Raw genomic sequence first — 19,161 nt, 5'->3', positions numbered from 1 at the left:
ACATAAAATTAATTTGACTTTTTCTTACATTTTTTTGCAGATCATTTATTTGCATCACTTTTCAGGGACAACGTCATTGGGGAAAAGACGATCTTTTTAGATTTATAACGTTGCTGTTAAAGGCTTTCTAAATATTTGCGAGTCGTTCACAGCCGCGTTGCCTCTTCCATGGTTTTCCTGATTCCGGGAATTTCCGTCCGTTTTCCCTGTAAAATGGCCTTGGCTTTTTCATTGTAAAGATAATGTATAAACTGAGTATTATTCAGGTAAAACGTCCCAGACCGGCCGCGGTGCCCCGGTTGCTAGTAATTTAATCACAAGCCCCTTTCTCAGCGTTGGTCAGCCCCTACGACTAGTAAAAGAGCGTTCAAGTCACGAGGACTTGAACGCTCTTTGCTAAGTTAATTCTACTATTAGGGACGGCCTACATCTCGTCTGGTGCCTTGACACCCAACAAGCGCAGACTTTCCTTGACGACGATTGAAACAGACTTAACCAAAGCCAACCGAGCTGGTAAGCCGGCATCATCCGCGAGAATCTTGGAGTGCGCGTAGTACTTGTTGAAGGTCTTGGATAAGCGAATGGCGTACTTGGCAATGACGGAAGGCTCTAACTCGTCACAGGCCATCTTGACCATGGCTGGGAAGTCTGCCAGGGCCTTGATCGTATCCCAAGCTTCGGGATCGGTGACCTGGTTGGCATCCGCCGTGATCGTAGTTGCCTTAGCTTTCCGCAGAATGCTTTCGGCCCGGGCATGGGCGTATTGCACGTAAGGACCGGTTTCCCCTTCGAACTTCAGTTGGTCTGCCAGAACGAAGTCAATGTTGTTGGTCCGTTCGTTCTTCAGATCACCAAAGACGATGGCGCCGACCCCAACTTGTTGGGCGACCGCCGACTTGTTTGCCAGATCAGGGTTCTTCTCGTTGATTTCCTTTTCAGCCAGCTCAACGGATTCTTCCAAGACCTTGGCTAACAGAATGATTCGGCCGGAACGGGTAGACAACTTCTTCCCATCAACGGTGATCAGCCCAAATGGCACGTGTTGCAGGTTCGGCGCTGACTTCAGGCCCATTTCTAATAGAACGGCCTTTAACTGCTTGAAGTAATACGTTTGTTCCGAGCCAACAACGTATAAGTTCTTGGCTGGTGCATATTCGCGGTCACGATACAGCGCGGTCGCAATATCCCGGGTGATGTATAGGGATGCCCCATCACTCTTCAGGATCAGCGCTGGGTTCAGGTTGTACTTGCTGAGGTCAACGACTTGGGCACCCTGTGACTCAACCAACAGGTGCTTGTCCTTGAGAATTTGAACGACTTCTTCCAGCTTATCGTTGTAGAAGGCTTCCCCGTTGTAGGTATCAAACGTCACACCCAACTTCTTGTAAACGTCGTTGAACTCTTCCAAGGAAGCTTCCCGGAACCATTTCCAGAGACGATGGGCTTCAGGGTCGCCATTTTCCAGCTTTCTGAACCATTCCCGGGCTTCATCGTCCAGTTCGGGCTTGTCCACGTCCTCTTTATGGAAGCGAACATAATATTCAACTAATTTATTAATGGGGTCAGCCTTAACGTCGGCCTCGTTCCCCCACAGCTTGTAGGCCGTGATGAGTTTCCCAAATTGGGTCCCCCAGTCACCTAAGTGATTGTCCTTGATAGGTGCATAGCCGTTCTTGGTCAGAATCTCAGCAATCGAGTTCCCAATTACAGTCGACCGTAAATGCCCCATGGACATTGGCTTGGCAATGTTTGGTGAGGACATGTCGATTGGCACCTTCCCACCGTTACCATCTTCGTTTTGGCCGTAAGCAGCGCCGGCGTTCAACACATTTTCCAGCGTTGCGGCACTGTATTGACCCTTATCAAAGAAGAAATTCAAGTATGGACCGGCAACCACGACACGTTCAAAGTCACTTGAATCAATCTTTTCGGCCAAATCTTGGGCAATCTGTTGCGGTGCCCGGTGCAGGAGCTTAGCTAGTGCAAACGTGGGGAACGCCATGTCCCCAAGATCAGACGTCTTGGGCTTTTCAAGCTTCAACGCAATCTCTTCCGCCGACAATTGGCCGTCTAAAGCGTTCGCCAATGCCGTAATAACCTTCTGTTTATAGTCCATACGAAAATTCCTCCCTGTAGTTCAAAAATTATCAAGATGATTAATCTCAGTGTACACTAATTCCCTAGGGCGTCAAAGGTGTTGTGTCGCAAATCACCTATGCTAAATGCCTGCTAGTTGTGCCTCAGCGCGCTTCTACCGGGGGCCGTATAATTATGCTAATAACCAGTGAACTGGACTCTAGGGGGCCGAATTAGGCTTGTAGACGAAAAAAAAGCAGCTCGCTTTCGCGAACTGCTTTTTAAAAGTTATCCATGATGCCCCGAGCAGGATTCGAACCTGTACTTGATCACTCAAACAGCGACCTGAACGCTGCGCGTCTGCCAGTTCCGCCATCGGGGCAACTCAACAACAAATAATATATTACACTAAAGTTGTATAAAAGGGAACCCCTTTATTCAACTTTTTTTGATTTTGGAAATTTTACGGCAGTTCCATAGGCGTGAACGACTAAAAACTTCGGCGCCACGTTCATGCGGACGACCTCGGTATTGAAGCGAACCTCGATCAGCCCATCGGCATCCGTGTCCTGTGCCTGCTGCATTAATTTTTGCTTGGCCTCATCGAATAATTTATCAAACAATGAAAATTCATCCGGTTTTTCCGACCGGAGCATGGTGCTCGTGGTCGCCGTTAAGATTCCTTGAATCGCGTGCGCCCGGTTGAGCCCACCAGTTGTCATAAACACTTTTATCTCCCCCTTATTTTCTAACCTGAGTGCGTTGACGCACCCACCACATGAGTCCGGCGCCTAACACGACACCTAGACAGTTGGTCAGCACGTCATTGATGTCGACCCACCGGCCCAGGCTCACCAGCCAATTGCCTATGGCCTGCCCCGTTTCCAGGGTCAATCCAGTCGCCAAACCTGCCAGCAGCCACTGCGGCCAACGTAAGCGCGGCCAGTTCAGGCCTAACAACATCCCCTGGGGAATCGTCATGACGATATTTAGCCAAAAGGACGTGTCCATGCTGGCCCGCTCGAACGGCCGGAGAACCCAGATGCCCCCAGCAATCCAGTGCGTGGTGACCTGGCCCACTGTGTCGCTGCCAAATGAAAACGCCACGGGGGTCCAGGTCAGCGTCGTTAGGCCCCAACACCCCAGCCACCAAAACAGCCGCCGGTAGTGGTGCTGCGCCACGGCGTGCCAACTAAGGCCCAGCCAAATGAGACTCACAACTATGTAGGGTATCCAACGTCCCATCGACCAGGCCTCCTCAATAATCCCAGTATACCGGGTCATTGCGGCGGGAACAATGGGTATCCCCCATTTCGTGTCAAAATTTGGCCGAAACAAAACCACCAACGGTCAATCCTACCGCCGGTGGCCTTATATTACCGTCCCCATCAGGATTAGGAACAAGTCTAAAATATCACAGTTAACTGTTAGTGGCGTTACTCAGGCCTATTTCACAGCCGTTTAACCGTTTATCTAACTTACCACTGGGTAATTCGTTGCGCCTGAATAACAAAAGCACCGGCCAATCGACCAGTGCTTTCGTTTGAAAACGATACCATTTTTGACTATAGAGGCTTACCCCCGTTTTCTTAACTTGAGCCCGGCGAGACCCAGTGCCCCAATCAAGGTGGCAATGCCGGCTAAGACGTAGTTTCCATTAGTTTCATTCGTTTGTGGTAAGACGGTCTTGTTGGCTTGCTTGTCAGTGACTGGCGTTGCGGTTGGGGTAACCGTAGTCGCTTGTCCGCTGGCCTTGAGCGTCGTCACGGGTGCTTGCTTCTGATTGGCGGCTTGCTGTTGCGCCTTCTTGGTCCCCGTCAAGGTATCGGCTGCGCCACCCTTGGTGGTCTTGGCCGTTGCCTTGTCGACAGGCGTCGTGTCATCAATCGTGGCGGCATCCCCACCATTTTTGACGGTGCCCTCACTAGTGTAGGTGAAGGTAATCGTCTGTCCGTCCGCCGTGTAGGTCCCGGTGGCGGTCGCGTTGCCAGTGACCTTGTAGCCGGCGATACTTGGGGCGTCGATGTTGAAGGTGTCCCCGATGTTGCCTGCAATCGTTTGGGTCTTAAGCACTTTACCCTTATCACTAACACTGACAACCGTAATTGTCCCGGTCTTAGCATCTGGTTCCGGTGTATTAGGTGTTACTGGCGTTACCGTATTCGTCATGTTATTGGTTACGGAGAAATCAATCCAGGCACTTGAGTCCCGGCTACTGCCACCGTTTGTAACGACCTTAATCACGTAATTTCCAGTCTTAACACCAGGCTTAGCAACCAACAAGAATCCCATTGGATTGTCAGGATTGGCCTTAATGGTAAACCAGTCAGAGGCATCAACCTTATCCGCCGCCCAAGCATTGTGATCTGTAACTCCCTCAGTACCTTCAGTGGAGTACACAACGATGTTGCCGTTCTTAAAGGTTCCGGGTTCTAGCTGAACGTTATTGTCAGTTTCACCCGTTGAGAAGTTGACAAATTTAGAGAAGGTTCCTTGGGTGGGATCGAAACTATTATTTCCGTTGGTTAATGTGTAGTGTTTGTTAACCAAGCTTTGTCCACTACTTACGACGAATCCAGTATAAGACCCCGGCGTAATCCCAGTAGAAATCATATTATTGGAATAGTCCAAGGCGCCCAACGTACTAATATCTGGTAATTCCCCGCTAAAACGATTGCCTCCTGCATGTAAAGCATCAATCGTCCAATTAGTCATATCCGGCAATTGACCACTCATCTGATTGTTATCAACATTGACTTCCATTAAATCACGTAAGTTACTTAAATCAGGTATACTCCCTGTGAGCTGGTTGTCATCCAAACTAATGTAATAGAGGTTTGGGTTGTTAGACGTGTCCGGGAAACTTCCCGTAAGGTTAAGATTATTCAACCAAAGGTATTGTAGGTTCTGATTTTTGCTAAAGAAGTGCGACAGAACATAATCTGCTGACACATTCCAACCTGCAGGCGTGTGGCTCTCGTTATAGATTCTGAAGTTATTTAAATTAGGGGCGAATGAGAAATCAATCATTCCTGACAGCGGAACTGCATCGCTCAATTCAATTTGTCTCAGGTTCGTAAAGTACTGCAATCCTTCAAGAGTCTCAATAGGTCCTTTAATTTGACTGTTATAAATATCGACACCATGGCTGTAATAATCATTACCATCAAATCCAGCAAACGTCCATAAGTTTTCGTCAGTTACTAAATAGTCTCCATATAGACTGTATGCTTGATTAATTGACCCCTCAATTGCTTGCCGCAAGTTCGCATCTGGCATCCATTCAGCAGCGTTTTTCCCGTTAACGTTGTCCCACCATTCCGCGGTATAGTCAACGTGAACAATCGGCAAGGTATTAGGCCAACGAGTGATTACCGGTGCAACCGCCGCCCGAGCCATCCTGAACATCTTTTTTTGTACTGGCGGTGTCGCAGGCTCAATGGAATCGTTTGGGGTGATAGCAACATGCGTGTCATCCGTCTTCACAACCTTATCTGGTTCAGTCGTTACCGGATCAGTCACCGTTGTCCCAGGTGTCTTAACCTCCTGCTCCCCAGTAGCAGGTTTCTCCTGTTCCGATTGCCCATTAGTTTCTTCATCCGCCTTGACGTCATCCTTCACGTCAGTCTTGGGCGTATTTACATCATTGTTGGAATCGCTTTCATTTTCGACAGTATCTTTATCCACCGGTTCTTGAACAACTGGCTTGTCACCCGCTGGTTCCTCGTTTTGCTTCTCAGGAGTCGTCACGTCATCCGCTGGCGTTGCCGCCGTTGGTGTCTCAACCACTTGACTCGCAGCTGGTTCAGCGTCTGGAGTTGTTGCTGCTTGCGCCGTACCAACGTTGGCCCCCGCCAAGCCCAAACCGACAGCAACAACCGTGATACATGCGTAAACCCACTGTTTGCCTGCCTTATAAGCCTTGTAATGTTCCTTAGCTTCACCGATCACTGCGTGTTTCATGGTTCGCTACCTCCTTGTAGTTTCTGCCTCTCAGCAGTTGCCCTTCCCTAGTAAGCACATCTTAGACATGAATCCCCGAACAGAATCCGCAAACTGTTCTGGTTATCTACCCCATTGCTTTGAGAAAGGTGCCAAACCATTTCCTCACATATTCGCCAATGTGGATAAATAACTCTACACCCACATTGTAACGTATCCTACGTAAATATCAAGGTAAATCGTATAGGGGAAAAACCAATATTATCGCGTTTCATTCTCAGCATAAACTAGCCGTTATATTCAATCAAACTATCAGCTGATAACCATTTTACATTGTGATTATTTATCGTCTCATCATCCCCAGCTAATCACGCTTACATTTAGTAATTTCACTAATTTTACTTTTCTTTTACAGATTCTCTGCTATACTTAGCGATAGAGTTTTTTCGACTAACTAACTTAGTTTTTCATTTAAGAAACGTGTCACTTTTTCCGATTCGTCACCATGACGAAATCAGTGTCCCGATTTTAAAATAAACAGTTCTGCATGAACGTGTTGGTTACTGGTGACGGCAGAAAGACCTGGTACCAACTGGTTGTCTGGGCTCTAATTTACTAATAGCAAAAACTTATTTCATCAATAATCATTGAACTTACCAGTAGATATGCTATATAATTGTTTAGGCGTTACGTTATTGTCAACCTGGGGCAAGTTATCTAACTTTCTCTGGTTGATAATACCAACAATTGACTTAAATGAGAGGTCGATTACTTGCACGCGGCAATTTAATTGTATACAATACTCTGGAAAGTAATTGAAAGGAGGCCTGTGCCATGCCGAAAGTTACCCCAATTCTACTGGATGAACAGCTGTGTTTCTCCATTTATGCTGCCAGCAAGAAGTTCAACCATTTTTACCAAAGCGCTTTGGCACCCTTTGGTTTAACTTATCCGCAATACATCGCGATGCTGGTGTTGTGGGAAGATGCACCGCTCACCGTCCACCAACTAGGTGAGCGCCTCGAGCTGGATAGTGGGACGTTAACGCCCCTCCTCAAGCGATTGGAAAAGCAGGGCTGGGTCGAACGGGTTCGGAGTCGGACTGACGAACGTCAAGTCCTCATCCACCTGACCGAAATGGCCGAAGAAAAACGTGACGAAGTTTATGCACGTATCGGCCAATGCCAAACGTTGTTGGGTATGAGCAACGACGAAATTGATAGCATGATGAGCGAACTGGTCACCGTTAAGAGTCAACTCGATACGGTCAGCCAAGAACGCAAGATTGCTAAACAAGTCGATAAACAAGCTTAACAGAATCCGGATCATCCTCCCACGAGGTTGACCGGATTTTTTCTATCTCTGAAGAACGCCGCCCACCGTACTAAAAAGCCGTTCCCGTCGACGAAGCCAGTAGCTTCGCAACGGGAACAGCTTTAATTTTACGTTAGCTTACGCAATCTAATGTAAGGACAGCAACATGGCGCCCACGGCAATCAGGTTGTTGAACCCGTGCAGGATGATCGTACTCTGCAGCTTACCGGTCCGCTTATAAACGTAGGCAAACGTGCCGCCCATGACCGCGTAGATCAGCCAGCTAATGGGGTTACTGCTCATATGCACGATGGAAAAGGCCACCCCACTGACCACGATAGGCACCCAAAACATGTTGGCCGGGAAACAGCCATCGACCAGCAGGCCCCGGAAGGTTACCTCTTCAATGATGGGACTCGCCAGAACCGCCGTCAAACTCAGCAGAATCAATGTCCAGGGACCCTGATTCATGAAGGACGCGATTGCCTGGTTATTGGCCGTACTCGTTTGATGATAGAACAGGTTGTTGAGTAATCCCAAGAACACCTGAGCGACAATCACGAAGACGTAGCCCCGTACCATCAACCACCAATCCTTCGCCACCAATCGCTGATATTTAACCGGATGAACCCGGTGGTAGACCCATAGGCCCAAGATGATGACCGCCGCGAACCCAACCAGGTAAACGACCGACCACAACAGGCGTACAGCTATCGTTCCGTTACCCAAGAAAGCCAACGGCAATTGTACGATATTTAAAATAATGACGAGTAGGATCACCCACAGCCAGACCGTGAAACTACCCACTTTTAACGTTTTTTCTGACACGTAAAACCATCCTCTCACTTTTGTTGATTCGCCTAACTAACTGGGTAATCGGCAGTGGCCTACCACAAAGCGTTGTCCGCAACCGTTAGCCAATCAATTTAGCAAAATATTTATATTTTAATGGCAATTTTCTGAGGAATGCGCTACTATAGAGTTGCGGGTAAGTTTGGATTTACCTTACTTACGCGTGAGGCTTCTGTCCTCATTCAACAGACAGATTTCATTTTACTCCCCCAAAGTAGATGAAATTTTTTACAACATAATCCCCCAATTATGTTGTAACCTTACTCTTTGGCCATTGCGACTTATCGTAATGGTCTTTTTTTTGACCAAATTTCTCGGCTCTGACTCGCCTTGCCGGGTGGGAGAAATGGGTCGGAACGCGGTGGGCAGGACGCCAGAAGCCTAAAGGCGGTCTTCTGACTCGCTTTGAGCCTCTGAGAAACGAGTCTCAAAGTCGCCATTTTCTGAGAGAAACTCTCAGAAAATCCCACGGCTGAACCCATTTCTCCCACCCTATCGGCTGACACAGCTGAAATTTGGTCAATCGACCTTTACTTGTCTGATTCTTTCTACATATGTTTTGTGGTAATCTAGTTAGTCACTCATACTTACAACAACCAACTTAAACTAGTGTCGATTCGTCCACTCACTAATGTACCTGAGTATTACGCAACACAATTAGGAAGAAAAATAACCAAATATCCAGAACGGCTCCCACCCCTACCTTCCATCGAAGACCAGCGGCATACCGACTGGAGCTAACCAGTGTCAGCCGCAGAACTGGTGAAAAGGCACCAGCACGGACCGTGTTAGTGACCAGAGGCGGATCAAAGTTCCCGGCTGTGTCGGTGGCCTTGGCTGGGGTATTTTCCCAGCCTAGCCCACGGGACAACCTTTGAGACCGTACCTCAGGCTCAAAGTTGAGGTGGAAGCCCGCCTTTTGGCTGGAACCGGCCCCATAGCCGGGTACTTTGAATCCGCCGCCGGGAACGCTCTTACACGCCAACGTGACAGCGCTCATTTTCACCCAGTCCCAGGGTACAAACTAGTTAGTCCTCGTCGTCTTCGCTGGGGGCTGGGTGGGGCCAAAGAAACCAGAAGATGGCCAAGTTAATCACCGTCGCCACAATCAGTCCCACAGCGCCAATCAGCACCTCCAGCCAGGCGGCCAGTGCCAGCGTCAACATTAACCAGATGGTGCCGCCCACTAGTCCGGCGGTCAGGATGGTGATCAACATAATTGCTAAAACTTTCACAGTCGCTTCCCCTTTCAGGTCCAGTTACTTTTCACAGCTTACCACGTTTGGCGGCGTTTTTCGAAAAAAATTTCAGCAGAGGATGCTTTCTTCTATGAAAACGATTACAATGGACGTGTGAAATGAAATTTTACTGAAGGAGTGACACTCATGACCAGTGTTTTAGTAACTGCACCAATTCCCCAGTCAGCTTTGGACATTTTAAACGATGCCGGACTTGACGTTGAAAGCTATTCTGGCAGTGGATTAATCACGAAGGACGAGTTGTTAAAGCGGATTGTCGGTAAGGATTATTTGATCACGCCCCTTTCTACTCAGGTAGACAAGGACGTTATCGATGCCGATCCTCAGTTAAAGATTATTGCCAACTACGGGGCCGGCTTCAACAACATTGACGCCGCCTACGCCCGTTCCAAGAACATCCCCGTCACCAACACGCCCAAGGTTTCCACGGTTTCGACCGCTGAAGTCACGACTGGCTTGATTATTACGTTGGCTCACCGGATGGTCGAGGGTGACAAACTGATGCGCAACGAGGGCTTCGATGGATGGTCCCCACTCTTCTTCCTGGGCCACGAACTGGCCGGCAAGACCTTAGGGATCGTCGGCATGGGCCAAATTGGCCAAGCCGTTGCCAAGCGGATGGCCGCCTTTGACATGAAGATTATCTACACGCAACGTCATCCCCTAGATGCCGCTACGGAGGGTAGTTTGAACGCCACCTACGCCACCTTGGATGAAGTCTTGGAAAAGAGCGATGTTCTCACCTTACATTGCCCATTAAATGACCAAACGCATCACATGATCGGCGCACAACAATTTAAGAAGATGAAGAAGTCTGCTTACCTGATCAACGCCGCTCGGGGTCCCGTCATTGACGAAGCTGCCCTGCTGGAAGCCTTACAAACCGGCGAATTAGCTGGCGCTGCCTTGGACGTTTACGAAGCAGAACCTAACGTTGACGACGGCTTCAAGGGCCTGAAGAACGTTATCCTGACCCCTCACGTGGGGAACGCCACGGTTGAAGCACGGGACGCCATGGCTTCTATCGTTGCCAAGAATGCAGTTCGCGTTGACAAGGGCGAAGACCCCCTGTACATCGTCAACTAAAAATGCCCCTGGAGCATCCGTTCCCGCCGGCGAGCTCAAGGTGCCCTGCTGTGGGGCCGGTTCCAGCCTGTGAAACAGGCTTCCACGGGACAGCTGGTCGCCTTGGCTCGCCTCTGGTCACTTCTACAACTGGATCATTTTTGCCAGTCTTGTAGCTCACATGTATTTGGCTCGTTAGGCAGATAGCTATTTGCCTATTCAATTAAGTTAAGGATGGTTTCAGTCTTTAATTAACATTGAATTTATGACGAAACTGACCGACCGCACACATCATTAATTGCATTCAAAAACCAACCGGCTACCTGGAATTTCTGGGTAGTCGGTTTTTTGGCTATTTTTATCGGTTTGACCGTGCGTCGACCCAACTACGCCCAATCACTGCAATCGGTTGCAATGGCGCCATTTAGGCGTTCTACGGACTAACAAATTTCGTATTTTTTGACGGAAATAATTGCTAATTGCGCAGCGTTAGCCTAAGATTGAGAGTGAAGAATACGCTATCATTTAGCAGAAAGGATGACGATCTAGCTTTGAAAATGATTACATTGCACGTTTTAGATGACTCCTTGGAAGTGAGCTACCACCCGACGGACGCTGCTGGTGAGCGGCAGTTTATTATTGCCTACAACTCGGACCAGACTATTGGGGAAAACCTGGAGAACCTGCGCCTCAAGCTGGCGGGACTCGACGTGGACGCCGCGGTCGTGGATAACGCCCTGAGTTACCCCTTCTCCGACACCGTCGTTGGCATCAACCATCAGCGCATTGATATTGGCCTGGCCATTACCAACATGCTGAACATCCCCGTTGTCAGCAATCAAGCGATTGCCCAACAGGGATTGGCCGCCGCCCTACAGGCCAAGCGCGACTACCTCAGCTGGCATCTGGACTACTATGGCCAGTACCAAGGCAAACGCAACTACGGCCAAGAGGCCATGTTGACGGTCGGTAACGGGTTTGTTGGCCTGCGGGGTGCCTATACCGAAGCCCACGCCGATGCCGACAACTATCCTGGCATGTACACGGCCGGGTTGTATGACCAGCTAACAACCAATTTAAACGGTCGCGCCGTCACCAATGAAGATTTGGTCAACCTACCCAATGCGCAGGCCCTCTCCTTTGGCGTCGACCACCAGAATCCGTTTCAAATTAAGGCCGCGGATATCCAGGACATCTACCGGAGCCTGGACCTCCACACCGGGACGCTGACGACCACCATGCTGGTTCAGCTGTCCACCGGTCACAGCCTGCAAATCAAGACGACCAAGCTCGCCAACTTTAAGGACTGGCACCGCCTGGCGATTCGCTACAGCATCACCCCGTTAAACTTTGCGGGCAGCCTGCAGGTCTACTCCACCATCGATGGCAGCGTCGTCAACGGCAACGTGTCGCGCTACAACGCCTTTGATCAGCACCACCTGCGCGTGACCGGCACCAGCCAACAGCCCGACAGCATTTTCCTTGAGGCCCAGACGCGGGCTAGTCACGTTGACCTCGCCCTGGGATCGCACCTCACGGGTCCCGGTCAGGCGCTAGCCACGCCAAGCGACGGCCGGCCCAACGCCGAGCAACAGGTTCGGCAAATGCGATCGGTCGACGTGCAACCGCAACAGACCTATACCTTTGAGAAAAATATCGTGCTGTTCACCAGCCGAGAAACCACCGGCGACGTGCTCCAGGCGGCGACGACTGACCTGCAACAGGCTAGCTTCGCCGATACCCTGGCTAGCAGCACGGCTTACTGGCAAAAGCGCTGGGCGGACGCCGACTTCCAGATCACTGGCGATATCACGTCGCAAAAATTGACACGGGTCAACCTCTACCACCTCTTCTCGGCGGTCCAGGCCATTCGCTCCGGTCAAATCGATGCATCGATCAACGCCCGGGGTCTCGACGGTGAAGCCTACCGCGGCCACGTTTTCTGGGATGAGATGTTCGACCTCCCCGTCTTTGCTTTACACGACCCGCAACTGGCACGGCAACTACTGATGTACCGCTACCGTCGGCTACCAGCCGCTAAGCAAAACGCCAAGGACGCGGGCTATGCTGGCGCCATGTACCCGTGGCAATCCGGTGAGGTCGGCGACGAGCAATCGCAAGTCACCCACCTTAACCCGTTGACCAACACCTGGGACCCGGACTACTCGTCGCTGCAACGGCACGTGTCCCTGGCCATCGCGTACAATGTCATCATGTATCACCGCATCACGGGTGACACGGATTTCCTGGCGAAATATGGGCTGGAAATGCTACAAGAAATTGCGCAATTCTGGCTCAGCAAAACTAAGTTGGATAACGCCGACCACCGCTACACCATCGACCGCGTGATGGGTCCCGATGAATTCCATGAGAACTATCCCAATGCCGATACGACCGGACTAGCAAATAATGCCTACACCAATTTAATGGTGACCTGGTTATTTAACCAACTCGACCAGTTACGGCAAGACTTACCAGCCGCCACGCTGAAAAAAGTGGATGCCAAGACGGGCGTCACCGCGGCTGTTCGGCAACAATTTAACGATGTGAGCCACCACCTTAAGTTGGATATCAACTCGGAGGGCATCATCGGCCAGTTCGAGGGATACTTCAAACTGCCGAAGCTCGACTTTACCAAGTACCGGGCTAAGTACGGGGATATCTCGCGGATGGACCGCATTTTAAAGGCCGAGGGCAAGACGCCTGACGCCTATCAGGTCGCCAAGCAAGCCGACGCACTCATGGCCTTTTACAACTTGGATGCCCCGCAAGTGCTGGGGTTACTCAAGCAACTAGGTTACGAGTTGCCCCAACAGGCTCTGCAGAAGAACCTGCAATTCTACCTCGACCGGACCACTCACGGTTCCACGCTGTCACGCATCGTTTACGCGGCGCTGACAGCTATGGCCGGCAACATGGACCAATCCTGGCAACTGTTCTCGCAGGCCCTGTTCTCCGACTACTACGACATTCAGGGCGGCACCACGGCCGAGGGCATTCACCTCGGGGTCATGGGCGCCGTAACCCTGATGTCCACGCGCTACTATGCCGGGGTCGATGCCTTGGGCGACCATTTAACGGTCAACCCGCACCTCCCCGAGGCCTGGCAAGCCGTTAAGTTCCAACACCTGTTACGTGGCACGCGCTACACCTTTGACATCGATCACCATCACGTCACGGTGCAAGCCGACCACGCCGCTACCATTCAAATTGGGCAACAAACTGTTTCACTAAAACCTAACGTTTCACAAACCATAACCGATTAAGGAGTGTTTTTTCATGACAAAGTTTGCTGATATTAAAGGATTCGTCTTTGACCTCGATGGTGTCATCACCGACACCTCCATCTTGCACGGGACCGCTTGGCACCAACTCGCCGACTCACTGGGCGTTGCTTGGAGCGAAGAACTGGGCAACGGCTTAAAGGGCATTAGCCGGATGGATTCCCTGGAAATGATTTTAAAGGCCGGTGGCAAGGAAAATGACTACACCGAAGCCGAAAAGGAAAAATTGGCCGCCCAAAAGAACACGAACTACGTGGCCGAAGTGGACAAGATGACGCCCGCTAACATTTTGCCCGGCATGAAGGCCTTCCTGGATGACTTACGCGCTAAGGGCTACCAACTTTCCTTAGCCTCTGCCTCCAAGAACGCCCCTCGTGTCTTGGGCAAATTGGAACTGGCCGACTACTTCCCTAAGATCGTTGACCCAGCCAGCTTGATCCACGGCAAGCCAGACCCAGAAATCTACACCAAGGGTGCGGAATTACTGAACTTGCCAGCCAACCAGTGTATCGGGGTTGAAGACGCCGCTGCTGGGGTCCAAGCCATCAACGCTGCCGGCGAAGTTTCACTGGGTATTGGTGATTCAACTGAATTGGGTGCCGCTGACATGGTCTTCGCGGACACGGCAGAAGTCACCTTAGCCAACATTGAAAAGAAGCTGGGCTAAAGTCACTGCCGTTCCCGGCGGCGGATTCAACCTGCCCTGCTGTGGGGCCGGTTCCAGACAAAGTTCGGTCTTCCACCTCAACTTTGAGCCTGAGAAACGGTCTCAAAGGTTGTCCCATGGTCTAAACTGAGCAAATCACTCAGTTTAGACCACCGACACAGCTGGTCAGGTTGATCCGCCTCTGGTCACTCACACTGACCTTGCCAGTTCTCTTTCACTAGTCCTAGATACATTTGAGACTTGGTTGTTTTTGTTGCTAAGAACTCTGGCAATCAGTAAAATAACTAGTGATACGTTAATACTAGAAACTCAGATCCAATCATCCCCTTTCATTACGGATGATTGGATTTTTTATTACCCGCAATTTTACGACGAAAAAAAACACAACGCCCACTCCTAACGAGTTGGCATTGCGTTCAATTAATCATTAAACCGTGGCGTCGCTCCGAATTTCCTTCAAGGCGTCATCGATTTGGCCCAGAACTAATTCCGTATTGCCCGGAACGTCCAAGTCATATTTTTGTAAGTCAATTTTGATCTTAGGACTAACATCGTAGTCGGCGAACCAGCCTTGGTAAGCGGTCCACATCTTCTTGTAATAAGATTCCAACTCTGGGTTGTCATCGAATTGTTCGTAGTCACGACCACGCTTCTTGATCCGGTGTAAAATCGTATCGAAGTCAGCGTCGGCGTAGACCAACAGATCTGGGGCCTTCTTTGGCAATTCGCTCAGTTCATTCATCATGTTGTCGAGCAAGTTTAAGTAAACTTCGAGCTCAGTATCCGTGATGTTGCCTTCCGCATTGTTTTCCCGCGTAAACAGGGCATCTTCGTAGATGGAACGGTCCAGGACGTTGTTATCGTCGGCTAGGGCCCGCTTAATCATGCTAAACCGTTTGTTTAAAAAGTAAATTTGCAATAAAAATCCGTATTGCTTTGGATCCCGGTAGTAAAGTGGTAAAACCGGGTTATCACCAACCGGTTCAAAAAATGCTTGAGTTTCCAAGTGCGACGCAATCTTTCCAGTAAGGGTCGTTTTACCGACACCGATCATTCCAGCTGTAATTATCACCATGATAGCCCCTCTTTAATTAAAAATACAAGATATAGTGTAACATAAAAATGGCGACTACTACATTTATGCGGCAAAAAAATTTCCCTCATTTCGCTAACTTTGGCTCTTGCTGTATAATAGAACCGTAGAGAATCAGCATTTAGGAGGCTAAATATGTATCAAGCAATCGTCTTTTTTGACTTGGATAGCACGTTATTTGACGATCACAAGAATGTTTTGCCGGCAAGTATCGCTGCCATTCACGAAATGCAACAACATCATATTTTACCAGTTATTGCGACAGGAAGAAACATTTTTGAGATTCAATATGTGTTGGACGCCACCGGAATTGATTCCGTCGTTGGTGCCAACGGGAGTTACGTCCAATTCGAAGGCAAGCGTTTGACGGCTTCGGTCATTGACCAGCCGACATTAACGGCCATCACAGAATTTGCCAAATCTCAGGGTGACCCCCTGGCCTACTACACCAACCAAGGCTTTCGGTTGAGCCAGGCCAACGCGGACACGGTTGAAAACTTTCAGTTGTTACGACTGAATCCAGTCGTCGACGCCGATTGGTACCAACACCAAGACATTAACTTCATTAACGTCTTTAACCGCGATAAGGATCAGGCGTATCAAGAAAAATTTGCCAACCAGCTCGACCTGGTTCGGAACAATCCCCGCTGCCTAGACACCATGGTCCACGGTGTCAGCAAGCAATCCGGGATTCAACAACTGATCACCGAGGCTGGCTTACAGGGCGTTAAAACGTACGCGTTTGGCGACGGCTACAACGACCTGCAAATGTTCGACGAGGTCGACGTCCCCATCTCCATGGGCAACGGCGTCCCCGAAGCAAAGGCCAAGGCGGCCTACGTCACCACCAGCAACACCACGGACGGCATCGTCCACGGCCTACGTCACTTTGGTTTAATTCAATAATACGATTTAACTCCTCACCAGCACCGTCGGCCAACCGACATGTGCTGGTGTTTTTGTTCGTCATTTTCCCTCTTCAAGAGCAAAAAAAAGAATCTGTGTACAAATACCACAGATTCAATGAAAATTCGATAGACATTTATGACAGTCCAACCAAGCCGCCAACTAACTGACGGAACCAACGAAAAATCAACGAACATTACGCGGGCTAAACCCGTGTCAGCCGCAGGGCTGGGAAAACCGGGACGGTCGTGGGAGTGACCAGAGGCGAGCCAAGGTGCCCGGCTGTGTCGGTGACCTTGGCTGGAGTTCTTTTCCAGCCTAGTTCACAGGACAACCTTTGAGACCGCTTTTTGGCTCAAAGTTGAGGCGGAAGCCCGCCCTTCGGCTGGAACCGGCCCCACAGCAGGGCACCTTGAGCTCGCCGCCGGGAACGGACGCGACTAAGCCAATTTCACTGGGCAACAAAAAGAATCTGCGTACAAACACCGCAGATTCAATGAAAATTCGATATACATTTATAACATTTTTTACCAATTCACCAACTAAATGGCGAAATCCAACGAATACCGAACGAACATTAAGCGGGCCAAACCCGTGTCAGCCGCAGGGCTGGTGAAAATGGGCTCAGCCGTGGGAGTTACCTTAGCGGGTTCCCCGCTTAGGTAACTGATATCTTTGAGACGTGAACTTCGGCTCAAAGTAAGCCCGGAGACCGCCTTACGGCTCCGGGCGTGCGCCCACAGCGCCACGGCCCATTTTCACCAGCCCGGAGGCGCTGACAACGACTAGTTTAACCTAATGTTCGTTTGTTTCGGATGGTAACAGAATGATTTGGCTGTCGCCGTCATCGTAAGCCAGAACCGTCTCCGGCAACTCCGGCGTATAGCCAAACTGCGTGTCGAACCCCGCCCGCAACGTGACATCGTCATCATCCGTTTGGACGTACTCAAAGGTCGTGTTGCCCTGATTATTGTGCAGTCTAAACGTTAACAGATTATCTAACGGAAACAACCCCTGGAGGTCGTGATCAATAATCTGCCAGACAGCGTCGATCATATCGCCTGGCAAGGCCGCAACTGTGCCATAACTGGCATACCGCGCGTGATTACTTTCAAACATCTTATCGCCTCCACTTTTTGGTCGTTTAGCATTATTATACCGTAAATTAATTAAAAACGGGACTAATTACCCCTGGTGACCGGTGACCTGTTCCGTATCTTTGCGGTCGAAAAAGTTCACGGCAAAGGACACGAGAATCAGAATGGCACCCGCGATAAAGATTACGTGGAGGCCTTGGTACAAGATACCATGAAGCGTTGGCAGTAGGTGCGCTGGCAACTCCTTGGCCGTTTGCGGGTTAATTAACTTGTTCATCATCCCCATGGTCGTGCCGGGATGACTCGCCACCCCACGCGCCATTTCCAGGTTCATGATGATCCCGAAGACGGAAACCATGATGGTCTGACCCAGCGTCCGAGACAGCGTGTTAAATGAGGTTGCGACCCCCACTTCGTCGACGGCCACTTTACTTTGCACCGTGACGGTCGTGGTGGTAATGGTAATCCCAAAGCCGGTCCCACAGATGGCGGCAATCACGAAGAAACACCAGAATGGCGTGCTGGCTGGAATCAGGGCCATGGTGACCGCCCCAATCAGGACCAGCGTCAACGCAATATTAACAATGTTATATGGGGAACGGTTCAATAAGAGTTTACCCGCAATAAATGACCCCACAATCCACATCAGTGAACTGGGTGTGATGGCAAACCCGGCTTGGGACGCCAACAGGCCTAACAGCCCTTGGGTCCAGGTTGGCAGATACACTTCAAAGCCCATGATAAAGCCACTCAACAGGGCCGCAATCAGGTTTTGGATGACAAAGGTCCGATTGGCAAACAGTGTCATGGGAATCAGTGGGTCGGCCGTGCGTTTTTCCTGGCGAATAAACAACCAGAAGGCCACGACAGCTACCACAAAACCGGTGATGACCCACAGAACGTTGATTTCACCCTCACCTAACAGCTGGAACGTCAGCATCATCGCTAACAAGCCAACGGACAGCCAGAGTGAGCCAAACCAATCCATTGAGAAGGCCTTGCGTTCGGTCGATTCATTTAAGTAGAACCAAATAAGTCCCATGGTGATGATACCGATTGGGATGTTAATGAAGAAAATCCAGTGCCAACTCAACTGGTCAACGATGAACCCACCCAACAGGGGTGCTACCACGGCCGCTATGCCCCACGCTGAGCCGTTTAAGCCCATCACCCGGGCCCGTTGTTCGACGGGATAGATATCGGCTAGAATCGTAAAGGAGACGGGCATAATCGCCCCGGCCCCGATACCCTGTAAGGCGCGCCAGGCAATCAGCGTTTCCATGCTGTGGGACATCCCCGACAGCGTTGAGCCCAGGACAAAGATAAACAGGCCGACCAGGAACACCAATTTTCGGCCAACCGTATCGGCCAATTTGCCATAGATGGGCGTCGCCAGTGCACTGGTCAACAGGAAAATCGAGAAGACCCAGTTCATCAGGGCTACCCCGTGTAGATCACCGACAATGGTGGGCATTGCGGTGGAGACGATGGTCCCCTCAATGGCGGACATGAAGGTTGCCACGAAGACAGCCCCCGTCACAACGGCAACGTTCGTTTGTTTCTTATTCATAATTTCCTCCTAACGCTGGCCCCACCACCAACGGTT

At 50.2% G+C, this 19,161-nt stretch carries 14 protein-coding genes and 1 tRNA gene; 5 read left to right on the top strand and 10 right to left on the bottom strand.

The features are described from left to right. Positions 1-424: 424 nt before the first annotated feature. The 5 genes from argS to ACEPST_RS10900 all read right to left on the bottom strand — a co-directional run bounded on the left by argS (position 425) and on the right by ACEPST_RS10900 (position 6,039). Positions 425-2,116, bottom strand: a complete 1,692-nt coding sequence (argS, locus tag ACEPST_RS10920; protein ID WP_204121996.1) for an arginine--tRNA ligase — start codon at positions 2,114-2,116, stop codon at positions 425-427. Between the two features lie 258 nt (positions 2,117-2,374). Beyond that, positions 2,375-2,458: transfer RNA gene (locus ACEPST_RS10915), tRNA-Leu, on the bottom strand. A gap of 52 nt (positions 2,459-2,510) precedes the next feature. Further along, positions 2,511-2,798, bottom strand: coding sequence for a heavy metal-binding domain-containing protein (locus ACEPST_RS10910; RefSeq protein ID WP_374706469.1), 288 nt, complete (start codon positions 2,796-2,798; stop codon positions 2,511-2,513). A 19-nt stretch (positions 2,799-2,817) separates the two neighbouring features. Continuing rightward, positions 2,818-3,321: a VanZ family protein gene (locus tag ACEPST_RS10905; RefSeq protein WP_204121994.1), complete on the bottom strand. Its 504-nt coding sequence runs from the start codon at positions 3,319-3,321 to the stop codon at positions 2,818-2,820. A 330-nt stretch (positions 3,322-3,651) separates the two neighbouring features. After that, on the bottom strand, positions 3,652-6,039 hold the full coding sequence (locus ACEPST_RS10900) for a MucBP domain-containing protein (RefSeq protein ID WP_204121993.1): 2,388 nt from the start codon (positions 6,037-6,039) through the stop codon (positions 3,652-3,654). A gap of 813 nt (positions 6,040-6,852) precedes the next feature. On the opposite strand from ACEPST_RS10900, the gene ACEPST_RS10895 reads away from it, so the two are divergent. Then, positions 6,853-7,332, top strand: a complete 480-nt coding sequence (locus ACEPST_RS10895) for a MarR family winged helix-turn-helix transcriptional regulator (protein ID WP_125766193.1) — start codon at positions 6,853-6,855, stop codon at positions 7,330-7,332. Positions 7,333-7,479: 147 nt separating this feature from the next. Here the strand turns inward: ACEPST_RS10895 and ACEPST_RS10890 are convergent, their stop codons facing one another. Together ACEPST_RS10890 and ACEPST_RS10885 are read right to left on the bottom strand one after the other, a co-directional pair. Next, a complete protein-coding gene (locus ACEPST_RS10890; RefSeq protein WP_204121992.1) occupies positions 7,480-8,160 on the bottom strand; it encodes a type II CAAX endopeptidase family protein in 681 nt (226 codons plus the stop codon). A gap of 1,052 nt (positions 8,161-9,212) precedes the next feature. Continuing rightward, a complete protein-coding gene (locus ACEPST_RS10885) occupies positions 9,213-9,419 on the bottom strand; it encodes a hypothetical protein (RefSeq protein WP_204121991.1) in 207 nt (68 codons plus the stop codon). Positions 9,420-9,569: 150 nt separating this feature from the next. Here ACEPST_RS10885 and ACEPST_RS10880 point away from each other — a divergent pair, with 150 nt between their 5' ends. The 3 genes from ACEPST_RS10880 (at position 9,570) to pgmB (ending at position 14,459) form a co-directional block, all read left to right on the top strand. Further along, positions 9,570-10,529, top strand: a complete 960-nt coding sequence (locus ACEPST_RS10880; protein ID WP_204121990.1) for a 2-hydroxyacid dehydrogenase family protein — start codon at positions 9,570-9,572, stop codon at positions 10,527-10,529. 530 nt (positions 10,530-11,059) lie between these two features. Further along, positions 11,060-13,774, top strand: coding sequence for a glycoside hydrolase family 65 protein (locus ACEPST_RS10875; protein WP_204121989.1), 2,715 nt, complete (start codon positions 11,060-11,062; stop codon positions 13,772-13,774). A gap of 13 nt (positions 13,775-13,787) precedes the next feature. Further along, entirely contained in the window at positions 13,788-14,459 is a 672-nt protein-coding gene (gene pgmB, locus ACEPST_RS10870) for a beta-phosphoglucomutase (protein ID WP_204121988.1), read from the top strand. Positions 14,460-14,886: 427 nt separating this feature from the next. Here pgmB and ACEPST_RS10865 read toward each other — a convergent pair whose 3' ends face one another. After that, the gene (locus tag ACEPST_RS10865; RefSeq protein ID WP_125766186.1) at positions 14,887-15,534 is read right to left on the bottom strand and encodes a deoxynucleoside kinase; all 648 of its coding nucleotides are present in this window, start codon (positions 15,532-15,534) and stop codon (positions 14,887-14,889) included. A gap of 153 nt (positions 15,535-15,687) precedes the next feature. On the opposite strand from ACEPST_RS10865, the gene ACEPST_RS10860 reads away from it, so the two are divergent. Next, positions 15,688-16,458, top strand: coding sequence for a Cof-type HAD-IIB family hydrolase (locus ACEPST_RS10860; RefSeq protein WP_204121987.1), 771 nt, complete (start codon positions 15,688-15,690; stop codon positions 16,456-16,458). A gap of 795 nt (positions 16,459-17,253) precedes the next feature. Here the strand turns inward: ACEPST_RS10860 and ACEPST_RS10855 are convergent. Further along, positions 17,254-17,577, bottom strand: coding sequence for a DUF960 domain-containing protein (locus tag ACEPST_RS10855; protein WP_125766184.1), 324 nt, complete (start codon positions 17,575-17,577; stop codon positions 17,254-17,256). A 66-nt stretch (positions 17,578-17,643) separates the two neighbouring features. After that, a complete protein-coding gene (locus ACEPST_RS10850) occupies positions 17,644-19,125 on the bottom strand; it encodes an MDR family MFS transporter (protein ID WP_204121986.1) in 1,482 nt (493 codons plus the stop codon). Between the last annotated feature and the right edge of the window lie 36 nt (positions 19,126-19,161).

Source organism: Levilactobacillus sp. FUA 3915 (assembly GCF_044053135.1).
In the GTDB taxonomy this organism is placed as follows: Bacteria; Bacillota; Bacilli; order Lactobacillales; family Lactobacillaceae; genus Levilactobacillus; species Levilactobacillus lanxiensis.
The sequence above is the reverse complement of the archived record's forward strand: the minus strand, read 5'-3'. Positions and strand labels throughout refer to the sequence as shown.

Bases quoted from the DNA above. Each gene is read 5' to 3' on its own strand.
- argS (WP_204121996.1), bottom strand. From the start codon at position 2,116: ATGGACTATAAACAGAAGGTTATTACGGCATTGGCGAACGCTTTAGAC.
- ACEPST_RS10860 (WP_204121987.1), top strand. From the start codon at position 15,688: ATGTATCAAGCAATCGTCTTTTTTGACTTGGATAGCACGTTATTTGAC.
- pgmB (WP_204121988.1), top strand. From the start codon at position 13,788: ATGACAAAGTTTGCTGATATTAAAGGATTCGTCTTTGACCTCGATGGT.
- ACEPST_RS10905 (WP_204121994.1), bottom strand. From the start codon at position 3,321: ATGGGACGTTGGATACCCTACATAGTTGTGAGTCTCATTTGGCTGGGC.
- ACEPST_RS10910 (WP_374706469.1), bottom strand. From the start codon at position 2,798: ATGACAACTGGTGGGCTCAACCGGGCGCACGCGATTCAAGGAATCTTA.
- ACEPST_RS10865 (WP_125766186.1), bottom strand. From the start codon at position 15,534: ATGGTGATAATTACAGCTGGAATGATCGGTGTCGGTAAAACGACCCTT.
- ACEPST_RS10850 (WP_204121986.1), bottom strand. From the start codon at position 19,125: ATGAATAAGAAACAAACGAACGTTGCCGTTGTGACGGGGGCTGTCTTC.
- ACEPST_RS10900 (WP_204121993.1), bottom strand. From the start codon at position 6,039: ATGAAACACGCAGTGATCGGTGAAGCTAAGGAACATTACAAGGCTTAT.
- ACEPST_RS10855 (WP_125766184.1), bottom strand. From the start codon at position 17,577: ATGTTTGAAAGTAATCACGCGCGGTATGCCAGTTATGGCACAGTTGCG.
- ACEPST_RS10880 (WP_204121990.1), top strand. From the start codon at position 9,570: ATGACCAGTGTTTTAGTAACTGCACCAATTCCCCAGTCAGCTTTGGAC.
- ACEPST_RS10895 (WP_125766193.1), top strand. From the start codon at position 6,853: ATGCCGAAAGTTACCCCAATTCTACTGGATGAACAGCTGTGTTTCTCC.